Here is a 14,957-nt window from a genome sequence, read left to right as displayed (position 1 = left end):
CCTCGGCGACAGTCGATCTGACTCAACGGTGCAGATCGAAACGATCGGCTTCGACGAGCTTGCTCCAGGCCTTGACGAAGTCGTTGACGAACTTCTCCTTGGCGTCATCGGAGGCGTACACCTCGGCGATGGCGCGCAGCTCTGAGTTGGCGCCGAAGAGGAGGTCGATGCGACTGCCGGTCCACAGCTTCTCTCCGTTGGGGGAGAAGCACTCGTAGACGTTGGCGGTCTCGGACGGGCCGACCGGCTTCCAGACATTGCCGAGTTCGAGCAGATTGACGAAGAAGTCGTTCGTCAGTTCGCCCGGGCGATCGGTGAAGACGCCCAGGTCGGAGTCTTCATAGTTGGCGCCGAGGACGCGCAGTCCGCCGATGAGCACGGTCAGCTCCGACGGGGTCAGGCCCAGGAGGCTGGCCCTGTCCAGGAGAAGGTGCTCGGCCGACAGCGGAAGGCTCTCTGTCAGGTAGTTGCGGAATCCGTCATGAGTCGGCTCCAGGAAGGAGAACGAGTTGACATCGGTCTGCTCCTGGGTTGCGTCTCCGCGGCCCGTGGTCACCGGGACGCTGACATCATGTCCGGCTGCCTGTGCTGCGGTCTCGATGCCGACGGCTCCGGCGATTGCCAGAACATCGGCGAAGGAGGCGCCGGTGTCGGCGGCAATGCCCTCGAGGACGGTGATGACCTCGGCCAGTTTCGCGGGTTCGTTGACCTCCCAGCTCTTCTGAGGTTCGAGGCGCAGACGTCCGCCGTTGACGCCGCCGCGGAAGTCCGAGCGGCGGTGCGTGGACGCTGCAGCCCAAGTGGTGGACACCAGCTGGGAGACGGTCAGGCCCGACTCGCGTACGGCGGCCTTGACGGCCTCGAGGCCGGCCTCATCAAGAGGGGTGCCTTCTGGGACCGGGTCCTGCCAGATCAGCTCTTCGGTGGGAACCTCGGGTCCGAGATAGCGGGTGGCCGGGCCCATGTCACGGTGGGTGAGCTTGAACCAGGCACGGGCGAAGGCGTCTTCGAAGGCCTTCTGATCATCCTTGAAGCGCCGCGAGATCTCGCCGTAGATGGGATCGAAACGCAGGGACAGGTCGGTCGTGAGCATACGGGGCTCGCGGCGACCGTCACCCTGTGCCATGGGGACCATGTCGTCTCCACCGCCGTCGATCGGGCGCCACTGCAGGTGCCCGCCGTCGTTTTCGAAGACCTCCCACTCGTAGGCGAAGAGGATGTGGAAGAACTCGTTGTCCCAGCGGGTCGGGTGGTAGGTCCAGGTGACCTCGATGCCGCTGCCGACGGTGTCGTTGCCCTGACCCGTGCCGAAATCGGACTTCCAGCCCAGTCCCTGCTCTTCGATCGGGGCAGCTTCCGGGTCGCCGCCCTTGTGGGACTCTGGGCCGGCACCGTGGGTCTTGCCGAAGGTGTGTCCGCCGGCGATGAGCGCGACGGTCTCCTCGTCGTTCATTGCCATCCGGGCGAAGGTTTCGCGGATGTCGATCGCCGCTGCCAGCGGATCGGGCTTGCCCTCCGGGCCCTCGGGGTTGACGTAGATGAGGCCCATGGTCGTCGCGGCCAGCGGCTTCTGCAGTTCGCGGTTACCCACATAGCGCTTGTCGGTGCCCAGCCATTCGGTCTCCGAACCCCAGTAGACGTCGTTGTCGGGTTCCCACACGTCCTTGCGGCCACCTGCGTAGCCGAAGGTCTCGAAGCCCATGGACTCCAATCCCACGTTGCCGGCGAGGATGAACAGGTCGGCCCAGGAGATCTTCTTGCCGTACTTCTTCTTGACTGGCCAGAGCAGCCGACGAGCCTTGTCGAGGCCGACGTTGTCGGGCCAGGAGTTCAACGGGGCGAACCGCTGCTGTCCCTCGCCACCGCCGCCGCGTCCGTCCTGAACACGGTAGGTTCCTGCCGAGTGCCAGGCCATACGGATCATGAACGGACCGTAGTGTCCGAAGTCGGCCGACCACCAGTCGGCGTTCGTCTTCTGCAGCTCTTCGATGTCGGCCTTGAGCGCATAGTAGTCGAGGCTGGCGAACTCGGCGTCGTAGTCGAATCCCTCGTCCATGGGATCCCGTGCCGGCTGGTTCTTGGCCAGGATCTTCAGGTTCAGGCGATTCGGCCACCAATGGGAGTTGGCATCACCCTGGCTGGGGCGGGCCAACGCTTCGGTCTCGGGCGCGGGCGCCGCTGCCGAGGTGGTGTGGGCGACTGGGCAGCCGCCCGTGGGGCTTTCGTTCATTGTGTTCCTTTCACAGTCGAGTCCAGTCAGGGCTCGGTTGAAGACAAGGTGGTGGCCTTGTCGAAGGGATGGATCGGCTCAGACCGCCGAGGCGGGTTCGGGGTGTCGCGACGACGATGTGGACGCGGCGCAATCGGGACACAGGCCCCAGAAGGTCACCTCGGCCTGCTCGATGACGAATCCCGCGTCGTGCGAAGGGGTCAGACAGGGGGCCTGTCCGACCGTGCAATCGATATCGACGATGAGACTGCATGACCGGCAGACGAGGTGGTGATGATTGTCCCCGATGCGCCTTTCATAGCGGGCGACGGACCCGGACGGCTGGATGCGCCGCACGAGACCGACCTCGGTGAGCGTGTGCAGAGAGTCGTACACCGCCTGATGCGACACCTCGGGGAGGTGCTCTCGGACAGCGTGGATGACGGTCTCTGTGTCTGCGTGCTGGTGATCGCACACGGCCTCGAGTACCGCGACCCTCTGCTTCGTCACGCGAAGGGAGCTGTTCCGCAATGCTGCGGTCGGATCCGATTCGTGTCCATGCTTGTTCTCAGCCACGGCTATAGCTTGCCGCCTTTTCTTGAATGGGTCAAGGAAGGGAGTGGGTGCGTGCACGAGCCTTGACCGTCATCGGCCTCATGCTTCGGTCCGCGGAGATTGCCTGCGCAGGGGGAGTGGCACGCGTGTCGCGCAGCGCACAGTCGCGGATTTTGACCAGATGCACACGACCACGATATTCTAGGACGCGACTGATTGTGTTATCTGTGTCGGCGAATGACCATGCCGGATGTTTTGTGAGATCCGGACCATTGTGAGAATTCGTCAGATGCAGGCCGCCGACGTGTCATTCTGCCGAGGTTGTGTGTCTTCGCGACACACCCGAGTGCAGGGTTCACTGCGTCGCGCGGATACTGGCATCGGGCGTGAAGCTTCACCCGGTGTTCAGTCGGATATGTCCCACGGTTCACAGACATGGCTGACGTCATGGCCAACGTTGGGAATTAGGTCTATCGAGAAGCAAATGGAGAACGCTTAGTGCCGACAATCCAGCAGCTCGTCCGTAAGGGACGACATGTCAATTCCGCAGGATCCGACGCTCCTGCCCTGAAGGGCAGCCCGCAGCGTCGTGGAGTGTGCACGCGTGTGTACACCACTACACCCAAGAAGCCGAACTCGGCTCTTCGCAAGGTTGCTCGTGTCAAGCTTTCGAGCCAGATCGAAGTGACTGCCTACATTCCAGGTGAAGGACACAACCTGCAGGAGCACTCGATCGTGCTCGTGCGCGGCGGTCGTGTCAAGGACCTGCCAGGTGTGCGCTACCGAATCGTTCGCGGTTCGCTTGACACCCAGGGTGTCAAAGGCCGTCAGCAGGCACGCAGCAAGTACGGTGCGAAGAGGGAGAAGAAGTAATGCCACGTAAAGGTCCTGCACCCAAGCGACCGATCGTCGTTGACCCGGTCTTCAGTTCGCCGATCGTCACGCAGCTGATCAACAAGATCCTGCTCGACGGAAAGCGTTCGACGGCTGAGCGCATCGTCTACGGTGCTCTCGAAGGTACCCGTGAGAAGAACGGCAACGACCCGGTCGTCAACCTGAAGAAGGCTCTCGACAACATCCGTCCGTCCCTCGAGGTTCGCTCTCGCCGTGTCGGTGGCGCAACCTACCAGGTGCCGGTTGATGTTCGTCCGGTTCGCTCGACGACACTGGCACTGCGCTGGCTCGTGGGTTACTCCCGCCAGCGTCGTGAGAAGACGATGACCGAACGCCTCATGAATGAGATTCTCGACGCAGGCAACGGCCTCGGAGCTGCTGTGAAGCGTCGCGAAGACACCCACAAGATGGCCGAGTCCAATAAGGCCTTCGCCCACTACCGCTGGTAATCATTCCTCCCAGGAACCCGGTCGGCAGGCACCACTCGGAGTCTGCCGACCGGGCAGCGGGGGAGTCGATCACATCATCGAGTGAGAGAGAGACACCGTGGCACTTGACGTGCTCACCGACCTGAACAAGGTCCGCAACATCGGCATCATGGCCCACATCGATGCCGGTAAGACCACCACAACCGAACGCATCCTTTACTACACCGGTGTGAACTACAAGATCGGCGAGACCCACGACGGTGCCTCGACGATGGACTGGATGGATCAGGAGCAGGAACGCGGCATCACGATTACGTCGGCTGCCACCACCTGCTACTGGCACGACAACCAGATCAACATCATCGACACCCCGGGCCACGTCGACTTCACCGTCGAGGTTGAGCGCTCCCTGCGCGTCCTCGACGGCGCCGTTGCCGTCTTCGATGGCAAGGAAGGCGTTGAACCGCAGTCCGAGACCGTCTGGCGTCAGGCCGACAAGTACGACGTGCCGCGCGTGTGCTTCGTCAACAAGATGGACAAACTCGGCGCTGACTTCTACTTCACCGTCGACACCATCCGCGAACGCCTTGGTGCCAAGCCGCTGGTCATCCAGCTGCCGATCGGTTCCGAGTCCGACTTCGCCGGCATCGTCGATCTTCTTGAGATGAAGGCCTACATCTGGCCCGATGAGTCCAAGAAGGGTCAGGACATGACCGAGATCGAGATCCCTGAGGATCTCCAGAGCAAGGCCGTGGAATACCGTGCTCAGCTCGTCGAGGATGTTGCTGACGCCACCGATGAACTCATGGAGAAGTACCTTGAGGGCGAAGAGCTCTCGATCGACGAGATCAAGGGCGGAATCCGCTCTCTCGTCGTCAACTCCACGGCGTTCCCGGTCATGTGCGGTTCGGCTTACAAGAACAAGGGCGTCCAGCCCATGCTCAATGCCGTGATCGACTACCTGCCTTCGCCTCTCGAGGTCCCTCCCATGGTCGGAGAGAACCCTCGTGACGAGGACGACAAGCTGATCCGCAAGCCCTCGGTCAAGGAGCCCTTCTCGGCTCTCGCGTTCAAGGTGGCTACTCACGCCTTCTTCGGCACGCTGACATACGTTCGCGTGTACTCCGGACAGGTGAAGTCGGGCGAGCAGGTTCTCAACTCGACGAGCGGCAAGAAAGAGCGTGTCGGCAAACTCTTCCAGATGCACTCCAACAAAGAGAACCCCGTCGAAGAGGCCATCGCCGGCCACATCTACGCGTTCATCGGTCTCAAAGAGACAACCACCGGTGACACGCTGTGCGACCCGAGCGCTCCGATCGCTCTCGAGTCGATGACCTTCCCTGAACCCGTGATCTCTGTGGCCATCGAGCCCAAGACCAAGAGTGACCAGGAGAAGCTGTCGTCGGCCATCCAGAAGTTCGTCAGGGAAGACCCGACTTACCGGGTCGAACTCGACGCGGAGACCGGTCAGACCGTCATCCGCGGAATGGGCGAGCTTCACCTCGACATCCTCGTCGACCGCATGCGTCGTGAGTTCAAGGTCGAGGCGAACGTCGGCAAGCCGCAGGTCGCCTACCGTGAGACCATCCGTCGCACTGTTGAGAAGTTCGATTACACCCACAAGAAGCAAACGGGTGGATCGGGACAGTTCGCGAAGGTCCAGGTCACCTTCGAGCCTCTCGAGGTCGAAGGCGATAACATTTACGAGTTCGAGAATGCGATCACGGGTGGCCGTGTGCCACGCGAATACATTCCGAGCGTCGATGCCGGTATCCAGGACGCCATGCAGCTCGGTGTCCTCGCTGGATACCCGATGGTCGGCGTCAAGGCCACACTGGTCGATGGTGCCTACCATGATGTCGACTCCTCGGAGATGGCATTCAAGATCGCCGGCTCGATGGTCTTCAAGGAGGCCGTCCAGAAGGCGAAGCCGGTTCTGCTGGAACCGGTCATGGACGTCGAGGTGCGCACCCCTGAGGAATACATGGGTGACGTCATCGGCGACCTGAATTCCAGGCGTGGCCAGATCCAGTCCATGGACGATGCTTCCGGTGTGAAGGTCGTCAAGGCTGTGGTCCCGTTGTCGGAGATGTTCGGTTACATCGGTGATCTGCGGTCGAAGACCCAGGGCCGTGCGGTGTACACGATGACTTTCTCCAGCTATGCGGAGGTCCCGAAGGCTGTTGCCGAAGAGATCGTCCAGAAGATGCGTGGCGGAGAGTAATCTCCGGTCCCCGGTCGCCCTGGTGAGCAAGAACATGTTCACCGGAATGAAAGATAACCAACAAAGGTCTAAGATATGAACCGCATATCTTTTGCCAACCACGAGGAGGAACCCAGTGGCAAAGGCTAGTTTCGATAGGACTAAGCCGCACGTCAACATCGGCACCATTGGCCACGTTGACCACGGAAAGACCACCTTGACCGCAGCGATCACAAAGGTCCTGGCGGAAAAGTACCCAGATCTCAATGAGGCTCGCGCCTTCGACCAGGTGGACAATGCACCTGAGGAGAAGGAGCGCGGCATCACCATCAACGTCTCGCACGTTGAGTACCAGACCGAGAAGCGTCACTACGCTCACGTCGATGCCCCTGGTCACGCCGACTACATCAAGAACATGATCACCGGTGCTGCTCAGATGGACGGCGCGATCCTCGTGGTCGCCGCTACCGACGGTCCGATGCCGCAGACCCGTGAGCACGTTCTGCTCGCGCGTCAGGTTGGCGTGCCCTACATCGTTGTCGCGCTGAACAAGTCCGACATGGTCGATGACGAGGAGCTCCTCGAGCTCGTCGACTTCGAGGTGCGCGATCTGCTCTCGAGCCAGGACTTCGACGGCGACAACGCTCCCGTCATTCCTGTGTCCGCTCTCAAGGCGCTGGAAGGCGACGAGAAGTGGGTCAAGGCCATCGGAGACCTCATGGAAGCCGTCGATGACAATGTTCCCGAGCCGGAGCGTGACATCGACAAGCCATTCCTCATGCCTGTGGAAGACGTCTTCACGATCACCGGTCGTGGAACCGTCGTCACCGGTCGTGTGGAGCGCGGCGTCCTGCTGCCTAACGATGACATTGAGATCGTGGGCATCAAGGAGAAGTCGTCCAAGACGGCCGTCACCGCAATCGAGATGTTCCGCAAGACTCTGCCTGACGCACGTGCAGGCGAGAACGTCGGACTGCTCCTGCGCGGAACCAAGCGCGAGGACGTCGAGCGCGGACAGGTTATCGTGAAGCCGGGTTCGATCACCCCTCACACGAACTTCGAGGGTCAGGTCTACATCCTGAGCAAGGACGAGGGTGGACGTCACAACCCGTTCTACTCGAACTACCGTCCTCAGTTCTACTTCCGTACGACCGACGTCACCGGCGTCATCCAGCTGCCTGAGGGCACCGAGATGGTCATGCCCGGGGACAACACCGACATGACGGTCGAGCTGATCCAGCCGATCGCTATGGAAGAGGGCCTCCGCTTCGCAATCCGCGAGGGTGGACGCACCGTCGGCGCTGGTCGAGTCACCAAGATCACCGCCTGATATACCGTCGATCATTGAGGTTTCGGCCTTGAGTCCGGGACTTCGGTTCTGAACGATCGATACGTAACCCCGGTCCATTGGACCGGGGTTACGTGCATTCACAACGAAGAACCGCCTCGGCGCGTGACTCGCCTGACTCGCGCGTGACTCGCCTGACTCTCAGCGGCGTGCGAGCATGATATGCCTCACAGGACAGATGCCTGGAATTGCGCGGATGAAGTGCTATGTGACAAGATGGTGAAGTTGCGTTTTGGGCGTTGGCCCCTGCACTGCGGTAGAGATACCGCGAACAGCCCGGAACACTATCGGATCGATGAATCTGCGTTACAGCGGGTTCGGACCGAGCAGCCAATGAGTAGAAGCGCCGTCGGCCCTCCCTGGGGATTGAAAAATTCTCCGTCAGGATTTGCCGACACGCCCGACCTCGGGGGTCGGTCATGGTCAGCCGGCACAGACCACAGACGATTTCGATCGACTGCTGGTTGATGGCCGGAAGCAACTAAAGAAAGAGACGACGCCATGGCGGGACAGAAAATCCGCATTCGGCTCAAGTCGTACGACCATGCTGTGATTGACAGTGCTGCACGCAAGATCGTGGACACCGTCACTCGCGCAGGTGCGACTGTTGTGGGCCCCGTGCCGTTGCCAACGGAGAAGAACGTGTACTGCGTCATCCGTTCGCCACACAAGTACAAAGACAGCCGTGAGCATTTCGAAATGCGCACGCACAAGCGTCTGATCGACATCGTCGATCCGACGCCGAAGGCAGTCGACTCGCTGATGCGTCTCGACCTCGCTGACGACGTCAACATCGAGATCAAGCTCTAAGGGAGGCAAACATGGCGAACAATCGTTCATCAGCTCTCCCTACCACCCGCAAGGTCAAGGGCCTTCTGGGTACCAAGCTGGGTATGACCCAGGTTTGGGATGAGCAGAACAATCTCGTACCGGTGACCGTAGTGGCCGCCGGCAGCAACGTCGTGACTCAGATCCGCAACGAGGAAACCGATGGTTACCCCGCACTGCAGATCGCGTTCGGCGAGATCGATCCGCGCAAGGTCAACAAGCCCACTGCAGGCCACTTCGAGAAGGCCGGCGTGACTCCACGCCGTCACCTTGTCGAGTTGCGCACAGCAGACGCTGCTGACTATGCACTGGGTCAGGAACTCGGAGTCGATACCTTCGACACCGGGATCAAGGTCGACGTGACCGCTAAGACCAAGGGTAAGGGAACCGCCGGTGTCATGAAGCGTCACGGCTTCGCCGGTGTCGGCGCCTCCCACGGACAGCACCGCAACCACCGCAAGCCGGGTTCGATCGGCGGAGCCGCGACCCCGGGTCGCGTGTTCAAAGGTATGCGCATGGCTGGCCGTATGGGTGCCGTCAAGCACACCACCCAGAACCTCACGATCCACGCCGTGGACACCGAGAACAACTTCCTGCTCATCAAGGGTGCCGTACCTGGTCCCAAGGGTGCGGTCGTTCTCGTTCGCTCGGCCGCGAAGGAGGGCTGAACGTAATGACTGATATCAAGACAGTCGACGTTGTCGATGCCACTGGTGCGAAAACAGGATCCGTTGACCTGCCAGCCGAGATCTTTGGCGTGCAGACCAATGTGCCGTTGATTCACCAGGTTGTTGTCGCGCAGTTGGCAGCAGCCCGTCAGGGTACACACAAGACAAAGACCCGCTCCGAAGTACGCGGTGGCGGTCGCAAGCCCTACCGCCAGAAGGGAACCGGCAACGCCCGTCAGGGTTCGATCCGCGCTCCTCAGTACAACGGCGGTGGAATCGTGCACGGGCCGGTTCCTCGCGATTACTCGCAGCGGACCCCCAAGAAGATGAAGACCGCTGCACTGCGCGGCGCTCTCTCGGATCGTGCACGTCTCGATCAGGTCTTCGTTGTGAAGAACCTGATCACCGGCGAAGCACCGTCGACCAAGCAGGCGAAGCTCGCTCTGGCCGGCCTCTCCGATCGCAAGAACACCCTCGTGGTGCTCGACCGTGACGACGAGCTCACCGAGCGCAGCGTTCGCAACCTGTCTCACGTGCACGTCCTCACCTCGGATCAGCTCAACACATACGATGTGCTGATCGCCGATGACATCGTGTTCACCGAGTCAGCGCTGGAGACGTTCCTGGGCGGATACCGCAAATCGGAGGACGCATCATGAGTCTGAACTTCAAGGACCCACGCGACATCATCGTCGCACCGGTCGTCTCGGAAAAGACCTACAGCCTGATGGACGAGGGTAAGTACACCTTTCTCGTCGACCAGGGGTCAAACAAGACCGAGATCAAGCACGCCATTGAATCGATCTTCGATGTGCAGGTTGCCAAGGTCAACACCCTGAATCGTCAGGGCAAGCGCCGCCGCACCCGCACCGGTTGGGGTAAGCGCAAGGACACCAAGCGTGCCATTGTCGCCCTCAAGGACGGATCGATCGACATCTTCGGTGGATCGCTCTAAGCGATCCTTCGTAAAAGAAGGACAAGACTCATGGGAATCCGTAAGCACAAGCCGACGACCCCGGGCCGCCGTGGCTCATCGGTCGCCGACTTCGTCGAAGTGACCCGGTCTACACCGGAGAAGTCACTTCTGCGCCCACTGCCCAAGCGCGGTGGCCGCAATAGTCAGGGACGCGTGACCACTCGCCATCAGGGCGGCGGCCACAAGCGTCAGTACCGTGTCATCGACTTCCGCCGCCATGACAAAGATGGCGTTCCGGCGAAGGTCGCACACATCGAATATGACCCGAACCGCACCGCGCGGATCGCTCTTCTGCACTATGCAGACGGCGAGAAGCGCTACATCCTCGCCCCGCAGAATCTTCAGCAGGGTGCACAGGTTGAAGCGGGAGTGGGCGCAGACATCAAGGCGGGTAACAACCTTGCCCTGCGCAACATCCCAGTCGGCACCGTGCTGCACGCAGTTGAAATGCGTCCAGGCGGCGGTGCCAAGATCGCTCGCTCTGCCGGTTCATCCGTGCAGCTCGTTGCGAAGTACGGCCGGTTTGCTCAGCTGCGGATGCCTTCGGGCGAAATCCGCAATGTTGATGCCCGCTGCCGTGCGACGATCGGCGAGGTCGGCAATGCCGAGCAGTCGAATATCAGCTGGGGCAAAGCAGGCCGTATGCGTTGGAAGGGCAAGCGCCCATCCGTGCGTGGTGTCGTCATGAACCCGATCGATCACCCGCATGGTGGTGGCGAGGGCCGTACTTCGGGTGGACGTCACCCAGTCAGCCCGTGGGGTCAGCTAGAAGGCCGCACACGCCGGCCGAACAAAGAGAGCGACAAGTACATCGTGCGCCGTCGCCGGACCGGCAAGAAGCGCTGATTGGAGTACTGACTTATGCCTCGTAGCCTCAAAAAGGGTCCTTTCGTCGATGAACATCTGTACCAGAAGGTGGCTGTTCAGAACGAGAAGAACTCTAAAAATGTAATCAAGACATGGTCTCGTCGCTCGATGATCATCCCGGACTTCCTGGGACACACCATCGCAGTACATGACGGACGCAAGCATGTTCCAGTCTTCATCACTGAAGCCATGGTCGGACATAAGCTTGGCGAGTTCGCCCAGACACGGACGTTCCGTGGCCACGAAAAGGACGATCGTAAGGGTCGCCGCCGCTGAGGCGGGGCACTCCTACGATCCTAGACAAGAGAGAAGGAAGCGATGGAAGCCAAGGCTAAGGCGCGTTACCTGCGCGTCACGCCTCGCAAGGCTCGGCGCGTCATCGACCTCATTCGTGGTCAGCAGGCGACCGAAGCACTTGCGGTGTTGAAGTTTGCAGAACAGTCGGCATCAGATCCGATTTACAAGCTCGTTGCCTCCGGCGTCGCGAATGCGCGAGTCCGGGCCGACGAGGAGGGCATTGCGTTCGACGAGAACGAACTGGTCATCTCCGAAGCATTCGTAGACGAGGGGCCAACCATGAAGCGGTTCCGCCCGCGAGCACAGGGTCGCGCTTTCCGCATTGAGAAGCGCACAAGCCACGTTTCAGTGGTCCTGGCCAGCGGCGACGACCTGCCTCAGCGCAAGAGCCGGAAGGGGAACCGTTAATGGGCCAGAAAATCAATCCGAACGGATTCCGACTCGGAATCACCACGGATCACAAGTCGAAGTGGTTTGCTGACTCGACGAAACCGGGTCAGCGCTACAGCGACTACGTGCTCGAAGATGTGAAGATCCGCAAGATGATGACCAAGGGCCTTGAGCGCGCTGGCATCTCCAAGGTGAACATCGAACGTACGCGTGATCGTGTCCGAGTCGACATCCACACCGCCCGCCCGGGCATCGTCATCGGACGTCGTGGAGCCGAAGCCGACCGCATCCGCGGTCAGCTCGAGAAGCTCACCGGCAAGCAGATTCAGCTCAATATCCTTGAGGTGAAGAACTCAGAGATCGACGCGCAGCTCGTTGCTCAGGGAGTTGCCGAGCAGCTGGCAAGCCGCGTGGCCTTCCGCCGTGCGATGCGCAAGTCGATCCAGAGCGCCCAGCGTGCAGGTGCCAAGGGCATCCGCGTGCAGTGCTCCGGCCGCCTCGGCGGTGCTGAAATGAGCCGTTCCGAGTTCTATCGCGAGGGTCGTGTGCCTCTGCACACCCTGCGTGCGAACATCGATTACGGCTTCCACGAAGCACACACCACATTCGGACGCATCGGCGTCAAGGTGTGGATCTACAAGGGCGATATGACCGACCAGGAGCTTGCTGCCGAACAGGCCAAGGCTCCTGCTGCTCGTGGTCCTCGTGGCCGTGGGCGCGGTCGTGGAGGCCGTGGTCGTGGTCAGGAAGGCGCACCCCGCCGGAACGACCAGGCCCGTACCACTGAGAACAACGCCGAAGCCCCTGCGGCTGAGGCCGGATCGGAGGGCTGACACATGCTGATCCCTCGTCGGGTGAAATACCGCAAGCAGCACCACCCTAAGCGGGGCGGCGCGGCAAAGGGCGGCACCAAGGTGTCTTTCGGTGACTACGGCATCCAGGCCACAGAGCCCGCCTACGTCACCAACCGGCAGATCGAGGCCGCACGTATTGCCATGACTCGCTATATCAAGCGTGGAGGCAAGGTGTGGATCAACATCTACCCAGATCAACCGCTCACGAAGAAGCCGGCCGAAACCCGCATGGGTTCCGGTAAGGGTTCGCCGGAATGGTGGGTCGCCAATGTCAAGCCGGGCCGGGTCATGTTCGAACTCGCCGGTGTGTCCGAGGAAGTTGCTCGCGAGGCGCTGCGTCTTGCGATCCACAAGCTTCCGCTCAAGGCCCGTATCGTGGCCCGCGAAGGTGGTGAGTGAGTATGGCAATCGGTTCGAAGAACCTGTCCATGGACGCACTTGACGGTTATGACAACGAGCGTCTGCTCGAGGAGCTCAAGAAGGCCAAGGCCGAGCTGTTCAACCTGCGCTTCCAGTCGGCCACCGGCCAGCTGGAGAGCCACGGTCGCCTCAAGGCCGTGCGTCGCGACATCGCTCGTATCTACACCGTGCTCAATGAGCGGGAATTGGACATTCGTCCGAATCCCGCTGACGCTAAGGAAGAGGACAAGTGATGGCGGAGACCACCAAGCCCGAGGCCACGCCTGCGGATCGCAACACTCGCAAGACAGCGCGTGGTTACGTTGTGTCCGACAAAATGGAGAAGACCATCGTCGTCGAGGTGGAGGAGCGCAAGACGCACCGCCTCTACGGCAAGGTTCTTCGCCAGTCGGTGAAGTACAAGGTCCACGATGAGGAGAACGCCGCTGGTGTCGGCGACCTCGTCCTCGTGTCCGAGACGCGGCCGGTTTCGGCCGCGAAGCGTTGGCGGCTCGTCGAGATCATCGAACGCGCCAAGTAAGCCGACGCCACCCCTCCCACCTGGTCCCGCCCACGATCTCGAGCAGATCGTGGGCGGCTACCGGGAACGGGGTGAAATGTCATTAATCCGTTCCGCAAGGCTCATGCATTCGCGTGAGAACCGGCGCGACGACAGGAGAAAATAGTGATTCAGCAAGAGTCGCGACTCAAGGTCGCCGACAACACTGGTGCCAAGCAGATCCTGGCAATCAGGATTCTGGGTGGTTCCGGTCGGCGTTATGCCTCGATCGGTGACACCATCGTGGCAACCGTCAAAGACGCAATTCCTGGTGGAAACGTGAAGAAGGGCGACGTCGTCAAGGCTGTCATCGTTCGGACCGCCAAAGAACGCCGTCGTCCCGATGGTTCGTACATCAAGTTCGACGAGAATGCAGCAGTCATCCTCAAGACTGATGGGGAACCGCGCGGAACCCGTATCTTCGGACCCGTGGGGCGCGAATTGCGCGATAAGAAGTTCATGAAGATCGTCTCCCTGGCACCGGAGGTGTTGTGAACATGGCGAACAAGCTCAAGATCAAGAAGGGCGACCTCGTCCAGGTGATTGCAGGCGCCCGTGAGTCACGGGGTGGCGATCGTGGGAAGCAGGGCAAGGTTCTTGCCGTGTACCCGGAACGCAACCGCGTCCTCGTTGAGGGCATCAACCGCGTGATCAAACACAAGAAGGCAACGCAGACTCAGGCCGGCGGCACCGCCGGTGGCCGTGAGACTCACGAAGCCCCAATCCACGTGTCCAACGTGGCGCTCGTTGATCCCAAGGACAACAAGCCCACCCGCGTCGGATACCGCGAGGAAACCGTTGAACGCGATGGTCGCAACAAGACCGTTCGGGTTCGCGTCTCGCGTCGCACCGGGGAGGAGATCTGATGACGGAAACAACAACGAGCCGTCCAGCGCCACGCCTCAAGCAGGTATACCGCGATGACATCGTGGCCAAGCTGCAGGACGAGTTCAAATACGCAAACCCCATGCAGGTTCCCGGTCTGACCAAGGTCGTCGTGAACATGGGTGTGGGTGACGCAGCACGCGATTCGAAGCTGATCGAAGGCGCAATCAACGACCTGACTCTGATCACCGGTCAGAAGCCTGTCGTGACTCGGGCGCGGAAATCCGTCGCTCAGTTCAAGTTGCGCGAAGGTCAGCCCATCGGAGCCCACGTCACCATGCGCGGCGCTCGGATGTGGGAATTCGTCGACCGTGTCATCTCTCTGGCTCTTCCGCGTATCCGCGACTTCCGCGGACTCTCGGATCGTCAGTTCGACGGGAACGGTAACTACACCTTCGGTCTCACGGAGCAGTCGATGTTCCACGAGATCGATCAGGACCGGATCGACCGTGTCCGAGGTATGGATATCACAGTTGTGACTACAGCGAACACCGACGACGAGGGACGTGCACTTCTGCGCCACCTCGGGTTCCCGTTCAAGACCAAATAATCGCTACGTTGCAGGTCCAAGCACGCATCGCGTGGGCGGAAACCGTA

At 60.9% G+C, this 14,957-nt stretch carries 20 protein-coding genes; 18 read left to right on the top strand and 2 right to left on the bottom strand.

Annotated features, from left to right (window positions below):
• Window positions 1–22: 22 nt before the first annotated feature.
• Both katG and BLT92_RS02970 read right to left on the bottom strand, forming a co-directional pair.
• Window positions 23–2,230 carry a catalase/peroxidase HPI gene (gene katG, locus BLT92_RS02975; protein WP_092103028.1) on the bottom strand — a complete coding sequence of 736 codons (2,208 nt, stop codon included), beginning with the start codon at window positions 2,228–2,230 and terminating at the stop codon, window positions 23–25.
• A gap of 78 nt (window positions 2,231–2,308) precedes the next feature.
• Window positions 2,309–2,785, bottom strand: a complete 477-nt coding sequence (locus tag BLT92_RS02970; RefSeq protein WP_092103025.1) for a Fur family transcriptional regulator — start codon at window positions 2,783–2,785, stop codon at window positions 2,309–2,311.
• A 477-nt stretch (window positions 2,786–3,262) separates the two neighbouring features.
• On the opposite strand from BLT92_RS02970, the gene rpsL reads away from it, so the two are divergent.
• From rpsL to rplE, 18 genes are all read left to right on the top strand, one after another.
• Window positions 3,263–3,637, top strand: a complete 375-nt coding sequence (gene rpsL, locus BLT92_RS02965; RefSeq protein WP_092015674.1) for a 30S ribosomal protein S12 — start codon at window positions 3,263–3,265, stop codon at window positions 3,635–3,637.
• Window positions 3,637–4,107 carry a 30S ribosomal protein S7 gene (gene rpsG, locus BLT92_RS02960; RefSeq protein ID WP_092103022.1) on the top strand — a complete coding sequence of 157 codons (471 nt, stop codon included), beginning with the start codon at window positions 3,637–3,639 and terminating at the stop codon, window positions 4,105–4,107. The genes rpsL and rpsG overlap by 1 nt, the downstream gene beginning before the upstream one ends.
• A 97-nt stretch (window positions 4,108–4,204) precedes the next feature.
• Window positions 4,205–6,310, top strand: coding sequence for an elongation factor G (fusA, locus tag BLT92_RS02955; RefSeq protein ID WP_092103019.1), 2,106 nt, complete (start codon window positions 4,205–4,207; stop codon window positions 6,308–6,310).
• A 115-nt stretch (window positions 6,311–6,425) separates the two neighbouring features.
• Complete coding sequence (gene tuf, locus BLT92_RS02950; RefSeq protein ID WP_092103017.1) at window positions 6,426–7,619, top strand: elongation factor Tu; 1,194 nt, start codon at window positions 6,426–6,428, stop codon at window positions 7,617–7,619.
• A gap of 519 nt (window positions 7,620–8,138) precedes the next feature.
• The gene (gene rpsJ / locus BLT92_RS02945; protein WP_009379191.1) at window positions 8,139–8,447 is read left to right on the top strand and encodes a 30S ribosomal protein S10; all 309 of its coding nucleotides are present in this window, start codon (window positions 8,139–8,141) and stop codon (window positions 8,445–8,447) included.
• 11 nt (window positions 8,448–8,458) lie between these two features.
• The gene (gene rplC / locus BLT92_RS02940; protein ID WP_092103014.1) at window positions 8,459–9,133 is read left to right on the top strand and encodes a 50S ribosomal protein L3; all 675 of its coding nucleotides are present in this window, start codon (window positions 8,459–8,461) and stop codon (window positions 9,131–9,133) included.
• Between the two features lie 5 nt (window positions 9,134–9,138).
• Entirely contained in the window at window positions 9,139–9,792 is a 654-nt protein-coding gene (gene rplD, locus BLT92_RS02935) for a 50S ribosomal protein L4 (protein ID WP_092103011.1), read from the top strand.
• Window positions 9,789–10,088 (top strand): 50S ribosomal protein L23, encoded by a 300-nt coding sequence (gene rplW, locus BLT92_RS02930; protein WP_092103008.1) that lies wholly within the window; start codon window positions 9,789–9,791, stop codon window positions 10,086–10,088. Before rplD ends, rplW begins: the two co-directional genes overlap by 4 nt.
• 30 nt (window positions 10,089–10,118) lie before the next feature.
• On the top strand, window positions 10,119–10,955 hold the full coding sequence (gene rplB / locus BLT92_RS02925; protein WP_092103005.1) for a 50S ribosomal protein L2: 837 nt from the start codon (window positions 10,119–10,121) through the stop codon (window positions 10,953–10,955).
• Between the two features lie 15 nt (window positions 10,956–10,970).
• Window positions 10,971–11,252 carry a 30S ribosomal protein S19 gene (rpsS, locus tag BLT92_RS02920; RefSeq protein WP_092103002.1) on the top strand — a complete coding sequence of 94 codons (282 nt, stop codon included), beginning with the start codon at window positions 10,971–10,973 and terminating at the stop codon, window positions 11,250–11,252.
• 42 nt (window positions 11,253–11,294) lie between these two features.
• Window positions 11,295–11,681 carry a 50S ribosomal protein L22 gene (gene rplV / locus BLT92_RS02915; protein WP_092102999.1) on the top strand — a complete coding sequence of 129 codons (387 nt, stop codon included), beginning with the start codon at window positions 11,295–11,297 and terminating at the stop codon, window positions 11,679–11,681.
• Window positions 11,681–12,496 (top strand): 30S ribosomal protein S3, encoded by an 816-nt coding sequence (rpsC, locus tag BLT92_RS02910; protein ID WP_092102997.1) that lies wholly within the window; start codon window positions 11,681–11,683, stop codon window positions 12,494–12,496. Before rplV ends, rpsC begins: the two co-directional genes overlap by 1 nt.
• Before the next feature lie 3 nt (window positions 12,497–12,499).
• A complete protein-coding gene (rplP, locus tag BLT92_RS02905; RefSeq protein ID WP_092102994.1) occupies window positions 12,500–12,916 on the top strand; it encodes a 50S ribosomal protein L16 in 417 nt (138 codons plus the stop codon).
• A gap of 2 nt (window positions 12,917–12,918) precedes the next feature.
• A complete protein-coding gene (rpmC, locus tag BLT92_RS02900; RefSeq protein ID WP_009883561.1) occupies window positions 12,919–13,170 on the top strand; it encodes a 50S ribosomal protein L29 in 252 nt (83 codons plus the stop codon).
• Window positions 13,170–13,457, top strand: coding sequence for a 30S ribosomal protein S17 (gene rpsQ, locus BLT92_RS02895; RefSeq protein WP_092102991.1), 288 nt, complete (start codon window positions 13,170–13,172; stop codon window positions 13,455–13,457). The genes rpmC and rpsQ overlap by 1 nt, the downstream gene beginning before the upstream one ends.
• 144 nt (window positions 13,458–13,601) lie before the next feature.
• On the top strand, window positions 13,602–13,970 hold the full coding sequence (gene rplN, locus BLT92_RS02890; RefSeq protein ID WP_009883559.1) for a 50S ribosomal protein L14: 369 nt from the start codon (window positions 13,602–13,604) through the stop codon (window positions 13,968–13,970).
• Between the two features lie 2 nt (window positions 13,971–13,972).
• Entirely contained in the window at window positions 13,973–14,341 is a 369-nt protein-coding gene (gene rplX, locus BLT92_RS02885) for a 50S ribosomal protein L24 (RefSeq protein WP_092102988.1), read from the top strand.
• Window positions 14,341–14,910: a 50S ribosomal protein L5 gene (rplE, locus tag BLT92_RS02880; RefSeq protein WP_092102985.1), complete on the top strand. Its 570-nt coding sequence runs from the start codon at window positions 14,341–14,343 to the stop codon at window positions 14,908–14,910. The genes rplX and rplE overlap by 1 nt, the downstream gene beginning before the upstream one ends.
• Window positions 14,911–14,957: the final 47 nt, after the last annotated feature.

The organism is Brevibacterium picturae (genome assembly GCF_900105045.1).
GTDB lineage: Bacteria > Actinomycetota > Actinomycetes > Actinomycetales > Brevibacteriaceae > Brevibacterium > Brevibacterium picturae.
Note: the sequence above shows the minus strand (reverse complement) of the source record. Positions and strands in the feature narration are given on the sequence as shown.

Excerpts from the sequence above, each read along its gene's own strand:
- rpsG (WP_092103022.1), top strand. The coding sequence starts at position 3,637 with ATGCCACGTAAAGGTCCTGCACCCAAGCGACCGATCGTCGTTGACCCG.
- rplB (WP_092103005.1), top strand. The coding sequence starts at position 10,119 with ATGGGAATCCGTAAGCACAAGCCGACGACCCCGGGCCGCCGTGGCTCA.
- rpsJ (WP_009379191.1), top strand. The coding sequence starts at position 8,139 with ATGGCGGGACAGAAAATCCGCATTCGGCTCAAGTCGTACGACCATGCT.
- rplW (WP_092103008.1), top strand. The coding sequence starts at position 9,789 with ATGAGTCTGAACTTCAAGGACCCACGCGACATCATCGTCGCACCGGTC.
- rplE (WP_092102985.1), top strand. The coding sequence starts at position 14,341 with ATGACGGAAACAACAACGAGCCGTCCAGCGCCACGCCTCAAGCAGGTA.
- rpsS (WP_092103002.1), top strand. The coding sequence starts at position 10,971 with ATGCCTCGTAGCCTCAAAAAGGGTCCTTTCGTCGATGAACATCTGTAC.
- rplP (WP_092102994.1), top strand. The coding sequence starts at position 12,500 with ATGCTGATCCCTCGTCGGGTGAAATACCGCAAGCAGCACCACCCTAAG.
- rplD (WP_092103011.1), top strand. The coding sequence starts at position 9,139 with ATGACTGATATCAAGACAGTCGACGTTGTCGATGCCACTGGTGCGAAA.
- katG (WP_092103028.1), bottom strand. The coding sequence starts at position 2,230 with ATGAACGAAAGCCCCACGGGCGGCTGCCCAGTCGCCCACACCACCTCG.
- rplX (WP_092102988.1), top strand. The coding sequence starts at position 13,973 with ATGGCGAACAAGCTCAAGATCAAGAAGGGCGACCTCGTCCAGGTGATT.
- rplV (WP_092102999.1), top strand. The coding sequence starts at position 11,295 with ATGGAAGCCAAGGCTAAGGCGCGTTACCTGCGCGTCACGCCTCGCAAG.
- rplC (WP_092103014.1), top strand. The coding sequence starts at position 8,459 with ATGGCGAACAATCGTTCATCAGCTCTCCCTACCACCCGCAAGGTCAAG.
- rpsQ (WP_092102991.1), top strand. The coding sequence starts at position 13,170 with ATGGCGGAGACCACCAAGCCCGAGGCCACGCCTGCGGATCGCAACACT.
- rpmC (WP_009883561.1), top strand. The coding sequence starts at position 12,919 with ATGGCAATCGGTTCGAAGAACCTGTCCATGGACGCACTTGACGGTTAT.
- rpsC (WP_092102997.1), top strand. The coding sequence starts at position 11,681 with ATGGGCCAGAAAATCAATCCGAACGGATTCCGACTCGGAATCACCACG.